Raw genomic sequence first — 18,682 nt, forward strand, 5'->3', positions numbered from 1 at the left:
CTATTCGCATGCCCGCAGATTTTTATAAAAAAATCCCGGCAAGTGCCGGGACAAGTAGCGGAGAAAGAGCTTATTCGCGGCCTGAAAATGCACTTAATAATTGCAATAGGCTAATGAAAAGGTTGTAGATGGATACAAACAATGACACTGTTGCAGAAATATAGTTTGTTTCGCCACCGTGAATAATTTCACTAGTTTGAAATAAAATCAAACCAGAAGAAATTAAAACAAATGCGGCTGAAATAGCTAATTGTAGAGCTGGAATCTGAAAGAAAATTCCTGCAATCATAGCTAATAAAGCAACCATAACACCAATAAACAGGAAGCCGCCTAAGAAGCTAAAATCTTTACGAGTTACCAGTGCATAACCTGATAATGCAAAGAAAATCATACCTGTACCACCTAAAGCAGTCGCAACTAATTGAGCACCATTCGTATAGTTGGCCATCACTAGATTAAGGACTGGACCTAATGTGTAGCCTAAAAATCCAGTAAAAGCAAAGACGCTAATTAAGCCTAAAGCACTGTTTCTTAAGGCATGAGTTAAAAACATCAATCCATAAACGCCAACAATCATTAAAATAGGATTCATCGGCCTTACATTCATTGCAAAGGCAGTATATGCTGTAAAAGCACTAAATAAAAAGGTCATACTTAACAGAAGGTAAGTATTACGTAATACCTTATTAGTTGCTAGTACCGATTCATTGCGCTGGCTTAAAATCGTTACATCATTCTGTTTCATATATCGCTCCAAAGTAATTTATACTGTTATTGTAGCATATGTGGGGGTAATTATTAGGTTTTTCAAGTCTATACACACTTAAAATAGCATGCAAGAGGTTAAATTCCTAAAGCTTTTAAATACTTATAGTTTTACATTTAATATTGGAAGAATTATGGTTAAAGTAGCCGTTATACAAATGACTTCATCAAGCTCGATTACTGCTAATATAAGTATAGTAGAAAAATACTTGCAGGAAGTGGTTGATCAAGGTATTAACCTTGTAGTATTACCAGAAAATTTCGCGTTTATGGGGATTAAAGAGACTGACAAATTAGCTATAGCAGAAGAGTTTGGTAGTGGTTTAATACAAGATAGTATAAGTCGGTTAGCTAAAGAATATAATCTATGGCTTATTGCTGGAACTATACCTATTAAGGCAAGTGACACTCGGATACACTCAGCTTGCTTAGTTTTTGATGATAAAGGTTTATGTCAAGCAAGATACGATAAAATTCATTTATTTGATGTTGAGGTTGCTAATAGAGAGGCTTATCTTGAATCTGCTACTGTCGAGCCAGGAGATAAAGTTGTAGTAGTTGACACCCCTATTGGTCGTATAGGATTATCAGTTTGCTATGATGTGCGCTTTCCAGAACTCTATCGTCAATTAGAAAGTAAAGGTGCCCAATTATTTGTTGTTCCGTCAGCTTTTACTGCTATAACGGGCCTTGCGCATTGGGAAATTTTATTACGAGCACGGGCTATAGAAAATTTGTGTTATGTTTTAGCACCTAATCAAGGTGGTAAACATGAAAATGGTCGAGAAACCTATGGCCATAGTATGATTATTGATCCATGGGGAAAAATATTGGCAGAAAAAACTAAGAATTCCGGTATAGTTTGTACATCAATTGATTTAGCTCAACTAGATATTCTCAGACAGAGATTTCCCTGTAACCAGCATCATAGATTATAATCGTAGAATTATATGAATTATTTCAGTGTTTAATAGGTAGGCTCATATGACTCAAGCACTAACTCTCGCTAAAGATATTATTTTAAAACCTGCATCGCTTGATGAATCAGCAATTGAAAAATTGTTAAAGTCATTTATGGGTCGCCATATAGATGATGCTGATCTTTATTTCCAAAGTAGTATTTATGAGTCATGGTATTTAGAAGACTCTGCGGTAAAAAGTGGCAGCTATTCTATTGATCGTGGCGTAGGTATACGCGCGATAAGTGGCGATAAAACCGGTTATGCTTATTGTGATGATATCCTTTTATCGGCTATTGAGCGTGCTGCAGATGCTGCTCGTTCAATAGCATTAACAAGTGCAAAATCGACACACTCAATTGCTATTAAAGGTGCGCCTATTGCGAAATACGCCAGTATTAATCCTATCGATACTATGACAAAACAAGAAAAAATTGCTTTATTAGAAGCCATTGATAAGGAAGCAAGAAGGCTTGATCCGCGTGTGATTCAAGTTAACGCTTCTTTAAGTGGCTGCTATGAAGCTGTTATGGTTGCGGGATTACATGGTGAGTTAGTTGCTGATATTCGCCCTTTAGTAAGTGTGAATGTGAGTGTCATTGTAGAAGATAAAAATGGTCGACGTGAAGCAGCACGTTCAGGCGGTGGCGGTCGTGTCGCTTATTCTCATTTCTTGCAACAAGAAAAAGCGTTGGAATATGCACGTGAAGCTGTGCGTGAAGCTTTAATTAATTTGGAAGCTAAAGCAGCACCCGCTGGAACAATGCCTGTAGTACTTGGCCCAGGTTGGCCTGGGGTGTTATTACATGAAGCTGTAGGCCATGGTTTAGAGGGCGATTTTAATCGCAAAGGGCTATCTGCTTTTTCTGGTAAATTAGGTCAGCAAGTAGCAGCAAAAGGAGTCACTGTTGTTGATGACGGTACGCTGCCTGATAGACGTGGTTCTCTAACTATCGATGATGAGGGTACACCTAGTCAATGTACAACATTAATTGAAGACGGCAAGCTAGTTAATTATATGCAAGATAAACTAAATGCCCGCTTAATGGGGATGCAACCCACCGGGAATTGTCGTCGCGAATCATACGCTCATTTACCTATGCCGCGCATGACTAATACTTATATGCTTGCCGGCAAACATGAGCCAGAAGAAATTATTCGCTCAGTCAAGCGAGGCTTATATGCTGTTAATTTTGGGGGCGGGCAAGTTGATATAACTTCTGGTCAATTTGTATTTTCTGCTAGTGAAGCTTATTTAATTGAGGATGGTAAAATAACTCAACCGGTTAAGGGCGCAACACTTATTGGTAATGGGCCTGATGTAATGAAAAAAATCAGTATGATAGGTAATGATTTAGCACTTGACCCAGGCATTGGTGTGTGTGGAAAAGATGGGCAGTCAGTGCCCGTTGGTGTAGGCCAGCCCACATTGAAGATTGATGCTTTAACAGTTGGTGGTACAGCTTAGTAAGTTTACTTTAAAAGGATAATTAGTTAGATTCAGTATCTATTGTAAAGTCATTTTATTTAATAGAGCATTTGTATATTTTATTAATTTAGTTATGCTTAAGTTTAATATTATTTAATATTTTGTAGATTAAGTAAATTGAGTTAATTTCACCGATTAAGTTTATCTAATGAGAAAGAGTAAGTTGCCTGAGAAAATAAAGCATCTATTTTGGTATAGCTAAATTTTAAGCCATCACGATAAGACATTTCTTTCCCCTAAGAATTTTTTTCTTTATCGGCGTTCTTAGCTAAAAGTTGAATAATTTTATACCGTGATTAATTGGCTTTAGAACTCAAAGGAGGGCAACGTATAAGGCTCTAAAGACTGATAAAAAGCTAGGTTTATTAAAACAAATTTCTTCTGACAACTGAGACAAAATAAAATAATTAAGTTTAGGAATTGATTTTAAATAACTGCCCATCTTAAAATTTAGCAAAAATAACTTGGAAATTTTAATTAAAACTATAAGTTTCAATAATATTTTATAGTTTTTATTATTATTTTAATTCATTAAAGGATGAAGTAATGCCCGTAAAACCTACCGCTAAAAAAGATGATATACAAGTAATTAATCAAATTTTTACTGCAACTTTTATACCTGTACATGGCTCTTCTAATGGTACAGCAAAAGAAAATATCGAAAAAATCTTATCTCTTGCAACAAATGGAGATATTGTTGGGGGTGATTTTAATATTAATTTTTTAGACCAAGCAAATGTGGAAGTATTTATTAAATACTTAGATGAACAGCAATGGCGCATAGCTATTTCAGAAAATGTAGTTAAAGACTTACAACCTTGGTTTAAAATGCGTTCTGTTAATTCCTTATATAGCCAACAACTTTTAAAAATTGGATGCCAGATATTTTCCTAAAAGATTTATCTTTTAAATTAATTAAAAAAACGAATCCTGCTGAGCCGAGCATTCCTGATTTTTTACAAGCTAAGTTAACTGAGTTACAAAATATACGTAAGCAATTATTAAATGCAGCAGAACAATTAAAAGCGAATGGTAGCTTTGATGAAACATCTATTAGCTTACTGTGTGATAAATTGGGGGTAGTAAGCTATCACAATCTTGAGCAATCTTTTGGTAACGATCACCCTTATAGTTATTATTACGATAATGACACAAATACCTTATTTTTCTCGCAAAACAGTGTTCAACACATAGCTTATGATTTTGAAGCGCACTTTAAAGACGGGAATAAGGTGGATGTAAACGACTTAAAAGAACTTTATTCAGATTTAGATAACCTTGTCTACATAGAAATGTATAAGTTACTTGCTCTACGTGATGGCATCGAAATTAAAAGGGAAGAAATTAGACAATTAAGTAAACAAGATAAAATAGGTTTTATTAAAAACCATTTAAAGACCAACCGAACTAGCTCTAATCAAGATAGTACATTTACTCTCTCCAAAGAGGATATAGCTATTTACTTCAATACTATTCTTCGCTCAAAAGAGTTGGCAGCAATTAATGTTCTTTTAAAAAAACCTTTTAATCTCTCAGAAGAAAGCTTTATTACAGCGCAGCTAGAATCATTATTATCAGATAAAAATTTAGCTGCTTATAGAACTGGCATTGATAAAATTATTAATACCATTTATCAAGCATTAAGTCCTAATAGAGCAAAACCAGGTGAGCAAACAATTGCATTAAATGGAAACGGGTTTTTACCCTTTAGAACGAGTAAGAGTGAATTAATACCTCTTGCTAAAATTGAAGCGATTCAAATTGATTTTCAAATAGAAGCATTGAATAAATTACATGAGCAATACCCAAAAGCTATGTTTGTTGTTGCGATGATAGAAGCGAATGGGCAAGAACATAAGTGTGAAATTATAAGGCAGACTGTAGAAAGGATAAATTTAGAAGCAAAAAAGAGCTCACCAGTTAGCATAGGATCTAGTAGATCAAGCTTATTTAATCAGCAACCAATGTTAGATAAAGAAGACACCTCGAAATATCAATACGGATTCAATTAATCTTTATTCATATTAACTAGCAAGCGTAGGTTTAGCCATCGGCCCAACAAACTAAACTGAATTTTTCCATGAAATTTCCATAAAAAAGTTTTTTATTTAAACAAGAATTTGTTGGGCCGGTGGCCCAACCTACACTTACATTTTTTTCGCTAAATAAATTTTAGACATATATGGAATATTTAGCATGCCGTGTTGATCTAAATAATTATTAGCTAATTTCAGTAATTTTTGCTTAGCTACTTTTTCACTTAAATTATTAATAGCTTGTTGTCCTGAAGTCGATGATTTTGCCATTTCCCAGAAAGCTTCAGGGGCCATATCTTTTACCCAGTTCACTTGTTTTTCCATTGTATTTGCAAAATATTTTGTCAGCTCTTCTTTGAAAGGAAAAGCGCGATAATTTCTTGAATAATGCTTTTGATTTATATCATAGGAATTCTTTTCAAGGAAAATTTCAAAATACTCTAAAAAAGGGCTTGCTTGCCAATTGCGGTTATTTTCAATAATGGCAATGGTGCCATTTGTTCGCAGCACTCTTTGAGCTTCGGTATAAAAAATCTGTCTGTTAAAATATTGCATAGCTTGTGCAACTAATATAATATCAACCGTGCTATGTTCTAGGGGTAAATTTTCAGCTTGTCCTGCAATAAAAATAAGATTTTTATTAAAACCAATCTTATTAGCTTCTGCTAGCATTCTAAGATTAGGTTCTATGCCAAATACTATTGTATTTTTTTGTATGGATGCATAAATACCGCGTGTAGCAATACCAGTTCCACAACCAACATCAACGATAATAAAGGGTTTGGTATTTAAAGAGGGCTTTGCATATTCAAAAAGGGTAGAGAATAATTGGGCAGGATAATTTGGCCTTGCTTTTGTATAACTTTGAGCATCACCTAGAAATAATTGTTTACTTTTTTTGTCCATAAAAATCTTAGTTTAAATTTATCTAAATAGTATGAATGAACGCTAGGTCATGCATACCTTAACTTGCTGATAATTATAAATTATTAATTTATTATGATAAAATTCATTTTTTATTAATTTTGAAGTTTTATGAAAATAGATTTAAATACCATTAATACAATTGTATCTGTTATATCAACTGAGCACACAGCAATACCAAGTGTTTCGCTTTTTGTAAATTATTGTGAAGAATTAATGGTTGAGATGGTAGGATTATATGATGCTCATACACAAGAGCCATCTTCGTTTTTATTCAAAAAATTAGAATCTATAGCTGAACAAATTGAAAAAATCTACGTATATAGCTTCGAAAATATAACTAAGGAGAGTAGTTATTCTGATATATTTAGAATAGAAAACTCAGCTTTCAGAATGTCTGTCATGCTCTTTGTAAAACACATAATATTTCAAGCACAGCAATTAATACTTCAACCAGAAAATAATTTAGATACATCAAAAAATTTTATAGAAAAACAAAATGTAATTGAGAGCGATGTCAAAAAATTAATGGAGTTCATTAAATTAAAAATTCAAGTTTACTTAGTTGATGAAAATTCTGAGAGCCTCACGAAGATTGACCAGAAAGTAAATGAAGAAGTACATAGAGTCGCTCAACTTTTATTTGGTGAAGAAGAATCAAGCGTGGCTGTCAAAAAATTACGGAGTCTAGAGACTGTTTTTACAGAGTTGGGCGAAGAAAATGCTTTTCATCTTGATGAGTTAAATAAGGCAAAAAAAGAAATTAAAGAGTTACAGCAAAAGCTTGAATTAACCAGTACAACTTTTATGACCGAACTGAGTAGATTAGAAGCCCAAAGAAGTTTTGATAGTCAAAGCAATATTAGCGTACTTAATCAATTACAATCACTCATTCTCGAAAACAATAATTTAACAAAAAACATTAAAAGTGATATGCGCCAGATGCAAAATGAAATTCTAAGTTTAAAGGGACAAAATGCAGCATTTTCCTTTCCAGGTAATAACTCGTCTCAGCCAATACCTAATGAGCATGATAAAAAGCATTCCGGTATTAGTAGTTTTTTTCGCAATCGATGACACTATTGTAGGTTGGGCCACTCGGCCCAACAAGCCCACCTACTTCAAAGTGATTACCGATTTGCTATGTCTTACCTCAGATGTAGGAGATTACGTAAGATACTCAATCGCCTTTTTTAATTTACATGCCATTTATTCTAGTGACTTGATTAACTATAAAAATAAGCTGCACTTGGCAAAAAATTTTTGTGATATTACATTGGATTAGACTGAATTTTCCCATGAATTTATATAAATAAGTTTTTACTTTAATCAAGGATTTGTTGGGCCAACGGCCCAACCTACGCTAACTTCAATAAAAGCGTCTGAATCTCAAAAATACGTTCTTCGGCAGTAACTTTATCGAGTATAAAACGTAATTTAGTTGGCCCTTCGAGTTGATAGCGTTTTGCATGGACTTGAATTAAGTTAATTAAAACGCTGGCATTAATTTTAGGATTTTCGCTAAATTCAATTTTTCCCTGTTGCTCTGAAGCATTGATTTTATTAATGCCTAGTTGCGTAGCTAGTAATTTAAGCTCCGTAATTAAAATTAAATTTTTAACCGGCTGTGGTAAAAGGCCAAACCTATCAATCATTTCTATTTGTAATTCTCTTAACTGATCTTTATCTTTGGCATTTGCAATTCGTTTATACATAATTAAACGGGTATGAATATCATTGATATAATCTTCAGGAATAATAGCGCTCATTCGTAAATCAATTTCAGGGCCTTGTTGCATGGGCGCAGTAAGTTCGGGCGTTTTACCTGCTTTCAAGTCTTCTACGGCTTTATCTAACATATCCATAAATAAGTTAAAGCCAATGGCTTGCATATTGCCGCTTTGTTCTTCACCTAATAATTCACCTGCGCCTCGAATTTCCATGTCATGAGTTGCTAATGTAAAGCCTGCACCCAAATCCTCTAAAGAAACAATTGCTTCTAAACGTTTTACCGCATCTCTTGTTAGTAACTTTTGATTGGGCGTTAGAAGATACGCATAAGCTTGATGATGGGAGCGACCAACTCGCCCTCGTAGTTGATGCAATTGAGCTAAACCAAATTTGTCTGCCCGATCAATAATAATTGTATTAGCAGTTGGAATATCTATGCCTGTTTCAATAATTGTTGTACAGACTAAAACATTAAAGCGGTGATGATAAAAGTCAGACATGATCTTTTCTAACTCACGTTCACGCATTTGACCGTGTGCCGCGCGTACTTTAGCTTCAGGGACGAGTTGCTGTAATTCTTGACCTATTCTCTCAATGGTCTCAATATTGTTGTGAACAAAGAAAACTTGCCCACCACGTAGAATCTCTCGTAATAATGCTTCTCGAATAATATTGTCTGTTTTTTCCTGCCAAAATGTCTTAATGGTTAGGCGCTTTGCTGGCGGTGTTGCTATTAAAGAAATATCGCGAATGCCAGCCATAGCCATATTTAATGTACGAGGTATAGGTGTTGCTGTCATTGATAAAATATCTACGTTTAAACGCAATGCTTTAATATGTTCTTTTTGTTTCACACCAAAGCGATGTTCTTCATCGATAATTAATAGGCCTAAATTTTTAAATTGAATGTCTTTAGAAAAAAGTTTATGCGTACCAATAACAATATCGACACGCCCATCTTTTAATGACTCAATAATTTTTGCGGTTTCTTTGGTGCTACGAAAGCGAGAAAGCAATTCAATATTGACAGGAAAATCAGCGAAACGATCTCGGAAGTTTTCATAATGCTGCGTCGCAAGCAAGGTAGTAGGAACTAAAACGCAAACTTGCTTACTATTTTGTACTGCGAGAAAAGCAGCGCGCATAGCAACTTCGGTTTTACCAAAACCGACATCACCACAAATTAATCTATCCATGGGGCGTGGCGATTGCATATCTTGCTTGATTTGCTCTACGGCATGTGCTTGATCAGGTGTTTCAATAAATGGAAATCCGCTGGCAAAGCGTTGATATTCTTGTTGATCAATTTGGTAAATAAACCCAGGTTTGGTCTCACGTTTAGCATAGATTTCCAGTAATTCGATGGCGACATCATGAATTTTTTCAGCTGCTTTTTTCTTTTCTTTTTGCCACTGATCACTACCTAGTCGATGTAAGGGTGCATGCTCACTATCTAAACCAGTGTAACGGCTGATCAAATGTAAAGACGTTACAGGTACATAGATTTTATCATCACCTGCATATGCTAAAACTAGAAATTCGTTGGCAGTACCATCATTCTGAATGGTTTTTAAACCTTGATAGCGTCCTACACCAAATTGTAAATGTACAACTGGTGCATGCAATTGAAGTTCTGCTAAATCGCGAATGATTAAATCAGGATCAACCGATTTAGTCGTGCTTCGCCGTTGCGGAGTACTGTAATCACCATACAATTGTGCCTCAGTGATAAGCACAATTTTTTCCTCAATTAATTCAGCGCCATCTGCTAAGGGACCAACAATAATACCCGTATGGTGATTACTATTTAGAAAATCTTGCCAAGTATTGTAAAGGATTGCTGATAAATTTTGCTGCTTCATTAAATCAAGCAGTACTTCACGTCTACCTGCACTTTCTGCAACGATAAGAAATCGATTATCAGGATTAGCTAAATAATCAGCCAATTTTTTTAAGGGATTAGCTGCTTTGCGATCGATAAATAAAGAAGGCCCAGCTTGAATAGGGAAATTAAAGACATTTTTCTTTTCTTTTTTATCATGATAACAATGAATTTGCTGATAAAGATTTGCTTTAGTTAGAATTTCATTAGCTGAAATAAAGGCTTGTTCCGGTTGTAGTAAAGGACGTGAAACATCGTAGCGACGTTGTTCATAACGAGAAGTTACTTCATGCCAAAATGTTTCTGCTTGAGTAGAAATATCATCAATTGTAAAAATAGTAGCATCTTTGGGAAGATAATCAAAAAACGTAACAGTATTGGTAAAAAATAAGGGTAAGTAATATTCGATACCAGAAGGAAATTGTGCATTACTGACGGATTCATAAATAGGAATTAAACTTGGGTTTCCTGGGAATTGCTCCCTAAATGAGCGACGAAATAAAGTAATGCTTGACTCGTTTAAAGGAAATTCTTTTGCGGGTAGCAATTTAATTTCTTCAATTTTAGCAATGGTACGCTGTGTTTCAGTATCAAACCGACGTAAGCTATCTATATAATCATCAAAAAGTTCAATTCTAAATGGATGCGTGCTTCCCATAGGAAAGACATCAATAATAGAGCCTCGAATAGCAAATTCGCCTCGCTCAAGTACTTTATTAACTGCATAATAACCTGCTTCTTGCAAATGATATTGAAATTGTGATAAATCTAATTTTTGCTGTTCTTTAAGTATAAAGGCATATTGATGAAGAAATTGAGGCGGTGCTAGTCGATGCATTAACGTAGCAATTGAGCTTATAATAATCGCGTTGCTCGTTTGTTGCACGCGACTTAAAGTCAATAAGCGTTCAGAAATAATATCTTGATGCGGTGAAAATTGATCATAGGGCAGTGTTTCCCAATCTGGAAAAAAAAGTATTTCTTCTGAATTAGAAGAACTATAGAAAAATTGTAGCTCCTCAAGTAATTGCGTAGCAGTTAAATTATCTGGCGTAATAATTAATTTAATGCCGGCGTTTTTTTGAAAGTATTGAGCTAATACTAAGGGAAGGCTTGAGCCATATAATTGGCCCCAAGTTTGTTTTTTGCCAGGTTTTGGAATAGATGTCAGCATAATACTACAATTAAGCAAAAAATAATCAGGCAGTATACTATAACTATTATAATTTTCGGTAAAAAATTATAATTAAAAGCTGAGATTAATTCTTCCACTTAAATTGAAATTAAGTGGAAGATTATTTTCTTATTATTCAGGTAAGCAAGAAGGGTTACAGTTGTTAGGGTTTATGCTATTTGCATCACAAGCATTCTTAGCCATAGCAAAAGCTTGATCCTGGCTGGGTGCAAAAAAAGACCAGTGATCGCCCTTTAAGTTACTAACAACGCAATGCCAACGACCACCACTTACGCCATTATCAACACAAGTAGGATTGCAATTATTTGGATTAACACTATTTGCATCACAGGTGTTTTTTGCCATAGCTTGCGCGCTCGCTGCTGTAGGTGCAACAAAGGTCCAGTGCTGACCTTTTAAATTAGAAACATTGCATACCCAATTCGCCTGCACTGAAAATGTAACTAATGTTAAAGCTGCAAAAGCACTTGTAATTAATTTTATTTTCATAAAATGTCCTTATTAAAGTTTCGATCAAATATAATTTAGTCGATTCCTTTTGCAAATGAAATAAATGATTAATCTAATCTTATTTATTTTTGTTTAATTGCTAAACCTTGCAAAATCATATCATACCTTTGTATTTGGGAATCTATCATGTCTTGTGCATCAGAGTTAGTATAAAATAGATGGTAGGCTATACAGGAATGATAAATTAGAAATAGTTGTTTAACTTAGATTACTTAATAAGTCAAAACCAACCTATTATTACCTCATTTCATCCATTTAAGAACTCACTTTTCAAGCTTTGGCATTCTAGGATATTTTCAATTTTTAGTACTTTTCTTACATCAGACGGATTATGCTTATTTTTAGGTACGAGATAAAGATTTTCAGGTCTATTGCCTTCACCACTGAAATAAACAGAGTCAGTATGGATAGCTATTTCAGGGTTGAGCTTTTTAATATTTTCTAAAATTTTTTCTGCTTCCTCGATATCATCATTCATGTATGCAACGATATTAGATGGATAAGCATAAATAGTTGTTATATCATGACGAGCTAAAATATTTTTTATTTTAACGAGTATGTCTTTCTCAGACCAAGATTGTTTTATAATAGACATATTAGAAATGATTGCTTTTATTTGCTCAAAACCATAGCTTTTGAAAAGCTTTTCTAAATAATTAAATTCTTTTAAAGTGTGATTAGGGTTATTTAACTTCTTAGAAAACCTATTGCCAAATGGATAGAGTGATAAATCAAGTTCTTTGCAATCTTTAGATATATAAGCTTCTAATTCATTAAGGAACTCTTTTTCATTTTTGACGTGGTGAATTATTTCTTTGACCTTTCGCCAGAAGAGAGTAACTTGTACGCTATTATCTAAAACAATTAATTTAGGGGCACCTTCACTTAACTGACAAGCTAATTCAACTGAGCGCATACCAGATGTGCCAATAAGGGCAATTTTTTCTTTTTTAATATGCCTAGGCAGCTCTTTTTCTTGCTCTTTAGAGAGTTCAGGATCATTCCCTTTTATCAAGATAGGATACAGTTGTAATTCTTTTTGAGATAATTGTTGAATTCCATAATTTTTCCTTGCTAAAAAACCCCTAGTAAGTGCTTGTGCTTTCGTTATAGAATCAATCTTATCATTAGAATCGGGCCTTTTCCTTTTTTCATCTGAAGATGAACCTGGTGTTTTTCCCTTGGTATCTATACTTTGATTTGATGATGAAAATAATCCGTTAAATGTATTTCTTAGTTTAGTTTCAAATTTCTTTTTCATGATAAACAGACAGTGAACTGATTGGCTTATATCTGATTTTATCGAAGATAGATTAAGAGATTATTAAAAACCGATCTATGTGTTTTTATATAGATAAAATTGGATTTCTTTTGATCAATTTTATATTGGATACGTATTACTAATTTAAAATTAAATCTATTTTTAATATTTAATAATTAAAAAATTTATTTCAAATTACTATTTTTGACAAGGACGTTTAAAGATGAGGGACTCCCAAACAGGTCTTGTTAGAGCTCTTGGCTTAAGTGCTTTAGTGGTTTACGGCATAGGTGATATTCTTGGAGCAGGTATATATTCCATTGTTGGAAAAATAGCAGGCCATGCTGGCTCTTTAACTTGGCTTTCTTTTGCCTTAGCAATGAGCATTGTATTGCTCACGGCACTTAGTTATAGCGAACTTGTTAGCCGAATTCCCAAAAGTGGTGGCGTATCGATCTTTATACAAGAGGCCTTTAACCAAAAATGGGTATCAATTTTTGTAGGTTTACTTCTATTTAGTGCAACCATTTTTTCTATGGCAACGCTATCCCAAGCCTTTGTCGGATACCTTAGAGCGTTTGGCTTTAACCTTCCTAAATGGTTGGCTATTTTTATTTTTTTAAGTATTTTATTAGGCATTAATATTCGGGGTATAAAGCAGTCGTCTATAGCTAATATCATTAGTACATTGATAGAGTTAAGTGGTCTTTTAATTGTATTGGGTTGTGGTATCTGGTTTTTATTAAATTCAGATAAACAATTAAATATAACAAGCTTAGATAAACTACCTGGAATAGGAGATATTTTTAGGGGTGCAGCGTTGGCCTTCTTTGCTTTCACAGGTTTTGAAGATTTAGTAAATGTTGCTGAAGAAACAAAAGATGCAGAAAAGAATATTCCACGTGCTATTTTATCTTCCCTGGCTGCTGCTGGAATCTTATATTTGGCTGTAAGTTGGATGGCAACAGCCATTATTCCCGGCAATGAACTTGCTCAGTCGGATGCACCCTTGTTTGATGTCGTTAGAAGATCATATCCAGCATTTCCCCTTTATTTATTTCCAATTATTGCTATTTTTGCTGTATCTAACACGACTTTATTAAATTATATTACGGCTTCACGCTTACTTTATGGTATGGCTGAAAGTAAGCTTATGCCGAAGTTCCTACAAAAAGTACATAGCAAGTATCATACGCCTTATATTGCTATTTTACTCATCTTTCCTGTTGTATTAATTTTAGGATTTATGGGATCGTTATCTGAACTTGCTGGTGCTACCAGTACCATAGTTTTAATGGTGTTCTCCTTTAGTAATATTGCTTTAATTAAAATTAAGCTAAATGATAAAGGCAAAAAGAATAATGAAATATTTTATATTCCTAGCATTATTCCTTGGCTTGGATTAACTCTGAATATTATAGCAATTACATTTTTGCCTTTTCATAATATTGCTCAAGCAGTTGTATTTGTTGTGATCAGTTTAATTTTAAGCGGGGTAGTTTTACAGTTTGAAAAGAAATTTAAACCTAATACCTTAAATGCTGATTAATAAGAGCCCTGATATTTATTGATTCGCATTTTGTAGAAAATATTTTATGTCTTTACTGCGTTAAGTTTTATAATCTTTTCATTTAGCATATTAACAAAATATGCTGGGTTAATAAAAAAAATCTAAAAGCTCAAAAAATTTATTCCTTGCAAACATAAAACAATTATTATTCAATTCGAAATAAATTAAATGAAATTCAGATGCTTAGGTGATAAAAATGTTAATAAAAATTAATTTTACTGTATCAAGTTATCAACATCAGCATGGACGACAACGCTATTATGAAATGTCTTTTTGGCGAACTTATAAGTACGTTTGTGAAGAAGTTACTGATTCAAATAGTACTAACGGTAGAAAACAAACTGATTGGGAAAATGGACTTAATATTTCACCAATTCAACGTAACTTTGATCCTGAATCAAATCTTAAAGCAATTTATGAGTATGATAATTTTGTTGTTGTTTCATTGCCTAAAAACTGCAGTAAGTTTGTAAAGGAAGAGTTTACCAAAAAATTTGCAGACTATATTAACAAAAATTTTACAAGCGGCTCTGGTCTAACTTCTTATGAAGCCCATCAAGCAACAAAAATTATACTTAAAGCGCTAAATATAGATACTAAGCATTATAAAGAGCATATAGCTTGCAGCTTCTTTTCACGACTTGAATTTTCAAATAAAGAATTCGATTTGCCAGTTGAAACTAGTGTGCAGATACAAAATTTTTTATCGTTACAAGATATTAAAAATTTGGCTATTACGTGTAAATCAAAGAGCGAAGGCATATCTGTACAATTAAAATTGTAAAATTAAAATTCATAGCTACATTTTTTAAAAGTATTGAATTCAACTATAGATTAAACAAAATTTAAATTTAACAGCTAAACCTTGATTAATAAAACGAATGATATTAATTGATTTGCATTTTAAGGGAAATGCATTTATTATGGCTAAACTGCGTTAAATTTTATTAGTAGTTTGGCTTAGGAATTAAGTATGCATTATCACCACCTGAAAAAAGCTAATGCATTTTTGCTAATTTTATTACCTTTGAATATTCTCCTCCGCTGCGGCGGATTAATATAAGCATTTTTACATCATTAATTTCGAGATTTCTAATTTAGAAAATCCTAAGTCTACATAATATGGAGAATAATTCGTGCGCACCCGTTCAATAGCCTGGATTGTTTGGTTAATAGCGTCCATCTTTTATGCTTATCAGTATATTCTAAGAGTAATGCCTAGTGTCATGATCGATAATATTACACACCGCTTTCACATCGATACGGCAATTTATGGGCAATATTCAGGTATTTATTATATTGGTTATTCTTTAATGCATCTTCCTATAGGTATTATGCTTGATCGTTTTGGCCCAAAACGAGTTTTAACAGGCTGTATACTTATTAGCGTAGTTGGGTTGTTACCTTTAATTTATGCTAGTAATTGGATTTATCCTATTATTGGAAGAGCACTTATAGGCATGGGTTCATCAGCCGCGATATTAGGTATTTTTAAGATAATTCGCATGACATTTAATGAACAGCATTTTACCCGAATGTTGAGTTTTTCTGTCACAATTGGTTTATTAGGTGCCATTTATGGTGGAGGGCCACTTCGCTATCTATATGATTTAGTAGGCTATGATGATGTTATCAAAATTTTTGCACTTTTTGGGGCCCTATTAGCATTGTTAACTTATTTTATCGTACCTGATTTAAAAGAAGTGCAGACAACGACCGTTCTTAGTGATATTAAGTTGGTTATTACTAATAAGTATGTCATTCTACTGTGTTTATTTGCAGGATTTATGGTGGGCCCTTTAGAGGGCTTTGCAGATGTTTGGGGGCCAGCTTTTTTAAGGCAGTTTTATAATTTAAATAGTAGTACAGCAAGTTATTTGCCTTCTTTAATTTTCTTGGGTATGTGCTTTGGAGCGCCAGCTTTAAGTTTTCTTGCCGAAAAAATAGGTAACTATTTACTTGTTATTACTTTAGCTGGCCTAGTTATGTTGCTGAATTTCATAGGTTTGGTAGTTGGTTTTTTTACAACAGAAAGCATGATGTTTGCTTTTACAATTGTAGGCATTTGTTGTGCCTATCAAATATTGGCTATCTATAAAGCTTCAACTTATATGCCTGAGAATGTAGCTGGCTTAACAACAGCTATTGCTAATATGATTATTATGAGTTTTGGTTATGCAATCCACACCGCAATTGGTATCGTAATAAACTACTTTAAAGAAACAGATGTAGCTCATTCCTTTATTTATGGGATTAGCGTTATTCCCTTTACATTATGTATTGGTGTATCGGGTTTTTTCATTTTATTACTAGTAGAGCAAAGAAAGTTAAGAAGTTTTGCGTTAACACATTAATTTTCTTATTGATTGATACAAAATATTAAGTATTACCAAGGAAGGTAATACTTAAACGCATGATAAAATCAACTATATAAGGTAAAAAATAAGCCGTTGCAAAGCCTGTTATCAAACCAAATAAATGACCCTCCCACGAAACACCTCGCTTGCCTGGAAAAATACCATAAAATATACCAGCAAAATAATAGACAGAGATAATTCCTAAAATAACCGCAGTAATACTCTCATGCGAATAAATATTTGCGACTAATAAGGCCCAATAACCTGTAATTAATGAACTGGCACCTATATGTATTCCTGGTTTTGCAAAAAGCCAAGTTAATAAGCCACTTCCTAAAATAATGATAAGCGTTACAATAAGATAATAAATAAATCCATCGATTAAAATAAAATCGCTTAAAACTAATAAAGGGATAGAATTAAAAAATAAGTGATTAAAATTTGCATGTAAAAATGGTGCAAATAAAATACCGGGAATTCCAATCAACCGCCTAGGAATAATACCTAGATATAAAAGCCGTTGTTGAAATAAAAATAAATTTATAAAAAAAATACCCCAAAGAACAACCATAATGGTAATTAATACGGGTAAGTTTGTTTGCGTATTGTTAATAATTTGATTCAAACTATTACTAATTTCATTAAGCATCGTTTACATCTTCTTTATTAGTGACATTACAAGTTAAATTTCCTTTAGCAAGTTGTACTTTAATCTTTTCACCAGGCTTAACTTGTTTACTATTAATTAGTATCTGATCATGATAGCTAGCTATAGCATATCCTCTTTCTAAGGTAGCTAAAGGGCTAACCGCATGCAGTGTTGCTAAATGACGGATTAAATGGTGTTTAAGCTGTTCTACTTTCTGAATAATTAAGTTATCCAAATTTTGTTTTGCTTTTTGCATAGATAATTTTAAGTGTTGAATTTCAGTAATAGGATTCTTAGCCATTAAAGTGGCTAAACTAAGGTTAATCCGGTGGTGATAGTTGCGTAATATCTTCGTTATATGCTGATTTAATTGTTTTTCTAAGTAATCTATTGTTTGCCAGTGCTGAGCAATAAGTTGTTCAGGGGATGAAAGGGTTGCTATCTTATGCGCCAGAATTAGACGCTGTTGCTGGATAATCCGACAAATAGCAACATGCATTCGTTTTTTAAACGTATTTAAAAGATTAAGTAATTCCACTTTATCTGGTGTTGCAGCTTCAGCCGCGGCAGTGGGGGTGGCTGCCCGTAAATCAGCTACAAAATCAGCAATAGTAAAATCTGTTTCATGGCCAACCCCGGAGATAATAGGTATTTTACTTTTATGAATAGCAAAAGCGAGCTGCTCATCATTAAAAGGCCATAGGTCCTCTATACTTCCACCACCACGAGCAAGCAAAAGTACATCAGCATGCTTATCAGCATTGGCTCGCGAAATAGCATTAATAAGTTGTTCAGCTGCTCTTTTTCCCTGGACTTCACAAGGGTATATCATAACATCCGCTAGGGGAAATCGTCTTGCTAAGGTGCATAAAATATCCCGTATAGCTGCACCTGTTTGTGAAGTAATAACGCCAATAACTGCTGGAAAACGTATAAGTGCCTTCTTAAGATGTTCGGCGAATAAGCCTTGCTGTTCTAACCTTTTTTTTAGTTGCTCAAATTGCTGATATAATTCACCAACACCAGCTTCGGTTAAGCTTTGAACAATTAGTTGATAATCACCCCTTGCTTCATATAAACTTAATTTACCATGAGCAATAACTTGTTGCCCGTCTTTAAATTGCCTGCTGTTATACGTTTGATAATTACGAAAGAAAACACATCGTATCTGAGCATTTTGATCCTTTAAGGTAAAATAGAGATGGCCTGACGTTGGTTGAGTTAGGTTAGAAAGTTCACCTAATACTGCAACATTAGCCAGTTCATGCTCTAACCAAGCACGAACCTGTTGGTTAAGCTCGGTCACTGTAACAGGTGCTAATTCTTGTTTTAAAATTGTCAATTTTTTCTACTA

Annotated in this window: 15 protein-coding genes; 8 read left to right on the top strand and 7 right to left on the bottom strand. The window is 33.7% G+C overall.

What is annotated here, in order from left to right:
• Nucleotides 1-70: 70 nt before the first annotated feature.
• On the bottom strand, nt 71-745 hold the full coding sequence (locus tag DYH30_RS06020) for a Bax inhibitor-1/YccA family protein (RefSeq protein ID WP_115330781.1): 675 nt from the start codon (nt 743-745) through the stop codon (nt 71-73).
• 154 nt (nt 746-899) lie between these two features.
• On the opposite strand from DYH30_RS06020, the gene DYH30_RS06025 reads away from it, so the two are divergent.
• From DYH30_RS06025 to DYH30_RS06040, 4 genes are all read left to right on the top strand, one after another.
• Nucleotides 900-1,703 (top strand): carbon-nitrogen hydrolase family protein, encoded by an 804-nt coding sequence (locus tag DYH30_RS06025; protein WP_115332513.1) that lies wholly within the window; start codon nt 900-902, stop codon nt 1,701-1,703.
• A 46-nt stretch (nt 1,704-1,749) separates the two neighbouring features.
• Nucleotides 1,750-3,192, top strand: a complete 1,443-nt coding sequence (gene tldD / locus DYH30_RS06030) for a metalloprotease TldD (protein ID WP_115330782.1) — start codon at nt 1,750-1,752, stop codon at nt 3,190-3,192.
• A 567-nt stretch (nt 3,193-3,759) separates the two neighbouring features.
• Complete coding sequence (locus DYH30_RS06035) at nt 3,760-4,107, top strand: hypothetical protein (protein WP_115330783.1); 348 nt, start codon at nt 3,760-3,762, stop codon at nt 4,105-4,107.
• Entirely contained in the window at nt 4,089-5,225 is a 1,137-nt protein-coding gene (locus DYH30_RS06040) for a hypothetical protein (protein WP_115330784.1), read from the top strand. Before DYH30_RS06035 ends, DYH30_RS06040 begins: the two co-directional genes overlap by 19 nt.
• A 135-nt stretch (nt 5,226-5,360) precedes the next feature.
• On the opposite strand, the gene DYH30_RS06045 is transcribed toward DYH30_RS06040, so the two are convergent.
• Nucleotides 5,361-6,155 (bottom strand): class I SAM-dependent methyltransferase, encoded by a 795-nt coding sequence (locus DYH30_RS06045; protein WP_115330785.1) that lies wholly within the window; start codon nt 6,153-6,155, stop codon nt 5,361-5,363.
• 129 nt (nt 6,156-6,284) lie between these two features.
• On the opposite strand from DYH30_RS06045, the gene DYH30_RS06050 reads away from it, so the two are divergent.
• The gene (locus DYH30_RS06050; RefSeq protein WP_115330786.1) at nt 6,285-7,250 is read left to right on the top strand and encodes a hypothetical protein; all 966 of its coding nucleotides are present in this window, start codon (nt 6,285-6,287) and stop codon (nt 7,248-7,250) included.
• A 281-nt stretch (nt 7,251-7,531) separates the two neighbouring features.
• On the opposite strand, the gene mfd is transcribed toward DYH30_RS06050, so the two are convergent.
• The 3 genes from mfd to DYH30_RS06065 form a co-directional block, all read right to left on the bottom strand.
• Nucleotides 7,532-10,960 carry a transcription-repair coupling factor gene (gene mfd, locus DYH30_RS06055; protein WP_115330787.1) on the bottom strand — a complete coding sequence of 1,143 codons (3,429 nt, stop codon included), beginning with the start codon at nt 10,958-10,960 and terminating at the stop codon, nt 7,532-7,534.
• A gap of 132 nt (nt 10,961-11,092) precedes the next feature.
• Complete coding sequence (locus DYH30_RS06060) at nt 11,093-11,470, bottom strand: hypothetical protein (RefSeq protein ID WP_115330788.1); 378 nt, start codon at nt 11,468-11,470, stop codon at nt 11,093-11,095.
• A gap of 268 nt (nt 11,471-11,738) precedes the next feature.
• Entirely contained in the window at nt 11,739-12,752 is a 1,014-nt protein-coding gene (locus DYH30_RS06065) for a hypothetical protein (protein WP_115330789.1), read from the bottom strand.
• Between the two features lie 223 nt (nt 12,753-12,975).
• On the opposite strand from DYH30_RS06065, the gene DYH30_RS06070 reads away from it, so the two are divergent.
• From DYH30_RS06070 to DYH30_RS06080, 3 genes are all read left to right on the top strand, one after another.
• On the top strand, nt 12,976-14,301 hold the full coding sequence (locus tag DYH30_RS06070) for an APC family permease (RefSeq protein WP_115330790.1): 1,326 nt from the start codon (nt 12,976-12,978) through the stop codon (nt 14,299-14,301).
• 217 nt (nt 14,302-14,518) lie between these two features.
• Nucleotides 14,519-15,106 carry an F-box protein gene (locus DYH30_RS06075; protein WP_115330791.1) on the top strand — a complete coding sequence of 196 codons (588 nt, stop codon included), beginning with the start codon at nt 14,519-14,521 and terminating at the stop codon, nt 15,104-15,106.
• A 352-nt stretch (nt 15,107-15,458) separates the two neighbouring features.
• Entirely contained in the window at nt 15,459-16,676 is a 1,218-nt protein-coding gene (locus tag DYH30_RS06080) for an MFS transporter (RefSeq protein WP_278043108.1), read from the top strand.
• Nucleotides 16,677-16,701: 25 nt separating this feature from the next.
• On the opposite strand, the gene DYH30_RS06085 is transcribed toward DYH30_RS06080, so the two are convergent.
• Both DYH30_RS06085 and xseA read right to left on the bottom strand, forming a co-directional pair.
• Nucleotides 16,702-17,328: a rhomboid family intramembrane serine protease gene (locus tag DYH30_RS06085; protein WP_115330792.1), complete on the bottom strand. Its 627-nt coding sequence runs from the start codon at nt 17,326-17,328 to the stop codon at nt 16,702-16,704.
• Nucleotides 17,321-18,670: an exodeoxyribonuclease VII large subunit gene (xseA, locus tag DYH30_RS06090; RefSeq protein ID WP_242604642.1), complete on the bottom strand. Its 1,350-nt coding sequence runs from the start codon at nt 18,668-18,670 to the stop codon at nt 17,321-17,323. Before xseA ends, DYH30_RS06085 begins: the two co-directional genes overlap by 8 nt.
• Between the last annotated feature and the right edge of the window lie 12 nt (nt 18,671-18,682).

Source organism: Legionella busanensis (assembly GCF_900461525.1).
Lineage (GTDB): Bacteria > Pseudomonadota > Gammaproteobacteria > Legionellales > Legionellaceae > Legionella_C > Legionella_C busanensis.

Coding starts and splice junctions, on each gene's coding strand:
- DYH30_RS06020 (WP_115330781.1), bottom strand. CDS start 745: ATGAAACAGAATGATGTAACGATTTTAAGCCAGCGCAATGAATCGGTA.
- DYH30_RS06065 (WP_115330789.1), bottom strand. CDS start 12,752: ATGAAAAAGAAATTTGAAACTAAACTAAGAAATACATTTAACGGATTA.
- DYH30_RS06035 (WP_115330783.1), top strand. CDS start 3,760: ATGCCCGTAAAACCTACCGCTAAAAAAGATGATATACAAGTAATTAAT.
- DYH30_RS06060 (WP_115330788.1), bottom strand. CDS start 11,470: ATGAAAATAAAATTAATTACAAGTGCTTTTGCAGCTTTAACATTAGTT.
- DYH30_RS06070 (WP_115330790.1), top strand. CDS start 12,976: ATGAGGGACTCCCAAACAGGTCTTGTTAGAGCTCTTGGCTTAAGTGCT.
- DYH30_RS06025 (WP_115332513.1), top strand. CDS start 900: ATGGTTAAAGTAGCCGTTATACAAATGACTTCATCAAGCTCGATTACT.
- DYH30_RS06045 (WP_115330785.1), bottom strand. CDS start 6,155: ATGGACAAAAAAAGTAAACAATTATTTCTAGGTGATGCTCAAAGTTAT.
- DYH30_RS06050 (WP_115330786.1), top strand. CDS start 6,285: ATGAAAATAGATTTAAATACCATTAATACAATTGTATCTGTTATATCA.
- DYH30_RS06085 (WP_115330792.1), bottom strand. CDS start 17,328: ATGCTTAATGAAATTAGTAATAGTTTGAATCAAATTATTAACAATACG.
- tldD (WP_115330782.1), top strand. CDS start 1,750: ATGACTCAAGCACTAACTCTCGCTAAAGATATTATTTTAAAACCTGCA.
- DYH30_RS06075 (WP_115330791.1), top strand. CDS start 14,519: ATGTTAATAAAAATTAATTTTACTGTATCAAGTTATCAACATCAGCAT.
- DYH30_RS06040 (WP_115330784.1), top strand. CDS start 4,089: ATGCCAGATATTTTCCTAAAAGATTTATCTTTTAAATTAATTAAAAAA.
- mfd (WP_115330787.1), bottom strand. CDS start 10,960: ATGCTGACATCTATTCCAAAACCTGGCAAAAAACAAACTTGGGGCCAA.